The organism is Mesorhizobium sp. M7A.F.Ca.CA.001.08.2.1 (assembly GCF_003998455.1).
Lineage (GTDB): Bacteria > Pseudomonadota > Alphaproteobacteria > Rhizobiales > Rhizobiaceae > Mesorhizobium > Mesorhizobium ciceri.
On sequence record NZ_RZPW01000700.1, the window covers coordinates 1 to 3287 of the forward strand.

Sequence of the window (3287 nt, forward strand, 5' to 3'; positions counted from 1 at the left end):
ACCTGACACCGGGGAAATCCTGATCGGAGGCAGGCCGGTCAACGCGATGTCGCCGGCCGAGCGCAACGTGGCGATGGTGTTCCAGAACCTGGCGCTGTTTCCGCATATGAGCGCGCTCGAAAATGTCCGCTTTCCCCTGGTCGAACGCCGGGTCGCCGAGGCCGAGATCAAGCGGCGGGTCACCGACGTCGCGGCGAAGCTACATATCGGCCATATCCTGCACAAGCCGCCGGGACAGCTTTCGGGCGGGGAGCGGCAGCGCGTGGCGATCGCCCGGGCTCTGGTGCGCGATCCCAATGCCTATCTGATGGACGATCCGATCTCGGCGCTCGACGCCAGGCTGCGCGAAGAAACGCGCGTCGAGCTGAAGCGCATCCAGCGCGAACTCGGCAAGACGCTGATCTACGTCACGCATGACCAGGAAGAAGCGATGTCGGTCGCCGATCGCATCGCCATCCTAGAGGACGGCAAGATCAGGCAGATCGGTACGCCGGCAGAGATTTACGACCGCCCGGCCAGCACCTATGTAGCAAGGCTACTTGGCTCGCCGATGATGAACATCCTCAGATCGGCGCGTGGCGAGGGCGGTGTCGAAGCGGCTGAAGGCACGATCCGCATCGACGACAAGACAGCGCCCGCCGACGCCGTGGAGATCGGGCTGAGGCCGGAGGACATCAAGGTCAGACCGTGGGCGGACGGGGGCCCGGGCCGCCCGGCGCGAGTGTTCGAGGTCGAGCCGCTTGGCGGCTACACCGTGGTGACGCTCGCTGCCGGGCAGGCGCGGCTGAAGGCGTTGCTGCGCGGCCAGCCCGACATCCGGCCGGATGCCATGGTGGCGATATCCTGCGAGCCGGCCAGAGTGCATTATTTCGAACAGAGCGGCGGGGCGTTGGCACGATGACGGCCGCCGCAAGGAAAGAGTTTCGGGAGGAAGAGATGGCAAGCAAAGGCTTCGAGCCGGACGTGAAGGTCCGCACGAAGGAATACAAGATCGGCTGTGTCGGCGCAGGCATGATCATGGCCGAGTGCCATCTCGCCGCCTACAAGGAAGCCGGGTTCCCGGTGGTGGCAATCGCCTCGCGCACCAGGGCCAGCGCCGATAAGGTGGCGACGCGCTGGGGCATTCCGACCGTCCACGACACACCGGAAAAACTGATCGAGGACGAAAATGTCGAGATCATCGACCTTGCTTTCCCGCCCGACCTGCAGCCGGCGCTGATCCGTCACGCGCTGAGGCAGAAGCATATCAAGGCGATCCTGGCGCAGAAGCCGCTGGCGCTGTCAGTCGAGGAAGCGGTCAAGCTGCGCGATGAGGCGGCCAAGGCCGGCAAGATCCTCTCGATCAATCAGAACATGCGCTACGACCAATCGATGCGCGTCTTGAAGCAGATCATCGACAGCGGCGCGCTGGGCGACATCGTCTTCGCGCAGATCGACATGCACGCCATCCCGCATTGGCAGAGCTTCCTCGAGGACTATGACCGGCTGACGCTCGCCAATATGAGCGTGCATCATCTCGACGTGCTGCGCTTCCTGTTCGGCGACCCCTCTGAGATCACCACCCTGACACGCAAGGATCCGCGCACGACATTCGACCATTCCGACGGGATCACCGTGTCGACGCTGCGCTTCCCGTCCGGCGTGCTTGCCGTGTCGCTGGAGGATGTCTGGTCGGGTCCGCGCCAGGATGGCTACAAGGACGACCAGCACATCAACTGGCGCGTCGACGGCAGCAAGGGGGTCGCGAAGGGCACCATCGGCTGGCCGACGGGCGCTGCCTCGACGCTGACTTACGCCTCGACCGAGACGACCCGTGGCGAATGGGTCAGCCCGAGCTGGGACACGATGTGGTTCCCGCATGCCTTCATCGGCGTGATGGAGCAGCTCCAGCACGCGGTGAAGACCGGCGCGCCGCCGGCGCTGTCGGTCGCCGACAACGTCAAGACCATGGCGCTGGTCGAGGCGGGCTACCGCTCGATCGACGAGGGCCGCACGGTCAAGCTTTCCGAAATCGCTACCTGATCACCGCAGCTGAAACACCAGACAACTGAATCGCTTACAGGGAGGAATTCACACCATGATGCAGGCAGGTATTTTCACGGGCTATTTCCCGTACGGCCTCGAAGAGACGGCGAAGAAAATCCGCGGGCTCGATTTCAACACGGTGCAACTCGACCTCCACTTCAAGGATGTCGACCTGTCGGCCGGGCAGATCACCAAGGACAAGGCCAAGAAGGTGCGCGACGTCTTCCGCGATCATCACCTGCCGGTGTGCTGCATTTCCGGCTACACAAATATCATCCACCCGGACAAGGCCGAGCGCGACAAGCGCGTCGGCTACCTCAAAGAGATCATCCGCAACGCCCGCCATTTCGGCAGCCCGTATGTGATCTCGGAAACCGGCACCTACAACACCGAATCCGACTGGGTGCATCACCCCAAGAACAAGACCGAGGAAGGGTTCGAGGAATGCCGCAAGGTGGTCGCCGACCTTGCCCAGACGGCCTATGACCACGGCGCGGTCTTCCTGCTCGAAACCTATGTCAACAACGTCGTCGGCTCGGTCGAGGAGACGGTCAAGATGTTCGCGCAGGTCGATCACCCCGGCCTCGGTCTGCTGATGGACCCGACCAATTATTTCGAGACGCATAACATCGACAGGATGGACCAGATCCTGAACCAGGTGTTCGACACGCTGACCGACAAGATCAGAATAGCTCACGCCAAGGACGTCAAGCGTTCGGGCGGCGACAAGTCCGAGAAGCACGCCGATATCGGCGACGAGGACGCGCTGGAGAGCCATACATTCCGTGGCGTCGGTGAGATCGAGTTGCCGGCACCGGGCCTCGGTTCGCTGAACTACGACCTCTATCTCCAGCGGCTGGCGGAAAAGCATCCGAACATCCCGGTGATCATCGAGCATCTCTCGGAAGACGACGTGCCGAGGGCCAAGAAATTCCTCGACGGGAAGTTCCGCGCCAACGGTCTGTGACGGCCTTCTCGCGCCGCTGGTTCGCGGCGGCGCGGTTCGGTTCCAAAGTAAGGGAGGAGAAAAAATGTTGAAATTCGCATTGAAACTGGCGGCTGCCGTAACGCTGCTCGCCGGCGTCTCGTTGAGCGCGCCGGCAATGGCGCAGGATGGCCAGAAGACGTTCTACTTGCTGTCGCATGGCGGTCCGTCGGATGCGTTCTGGCTGGACTGGAATGCCGGCGCGACCAAAGCCTGCGACCAGCTCAAGGTGACCTGCAAGATCTCATTCAGCGGCGGCGACATGGCGGCGCAGAAG

At 62.8% G+C, this 3287-nt stretch carries 3 protein-coding genes and 1 pseudogene; all 4 read left to right on the forward strand.

All coding sequences use genetic code 11. The features are described 5' to 3' along the window. Positions 1 to 901 (forward strand): ABC transporter ATP-binding protein (locus EN914_RS29320; RefSeq protein WP_164778997.1); only part of this gene is annotated, 901 nt, incomplete at its 5' end. 35 nt (positions 902 to 936) lie between these two features. Further along, positions 937 to 2022: a Gfo/Idh/MocA family protein gene (locus EN914_RS29325; protein ID WP_024501563.1), complete on the forward strand. Its 1086-nt coding sequence runs from the start codon at positions 937 to 939 to the stop codon at positions 2020 to 2022. A 55-nt stretch (positions 2023 to 2077) separates the two neighbouring features. After that, complete coding sequence (locus tag EN914_RS29330; protein WP_013530826.1) at positions 2078 to 2992, forward strand: sugar phosphate isomerase/epimerase; 915 nt, start codon at positions 2078 to 2080, stop codon at positions 2990 to 2992. 64 nt (positions 2993 to 3056) lie between these two features. Beyond that, positions 3057 to 3287: pseudogene (locus EN914_RS29335) on the forward strand (ABC transporter substrate-binding protein); the annotation flags it as partial.

Excerpts from the sequence above, each read along its gene's own strand:
- EN914_RS29325 (WP_024501563.1), top strand. The coding sequence starts at position 937 with ATGGCAAGCAAAGGCTTCGAGCCGGACGTGAAGGTCCGCACGAAGGAA.
- EN914_RS29330 (WP_013530826.1), top strand. The coding sequence starts at position 2,078 with ATGATGCAGGCAGGTATTTTCACGGGCTATTTCCCGTACGGCCTCGAA.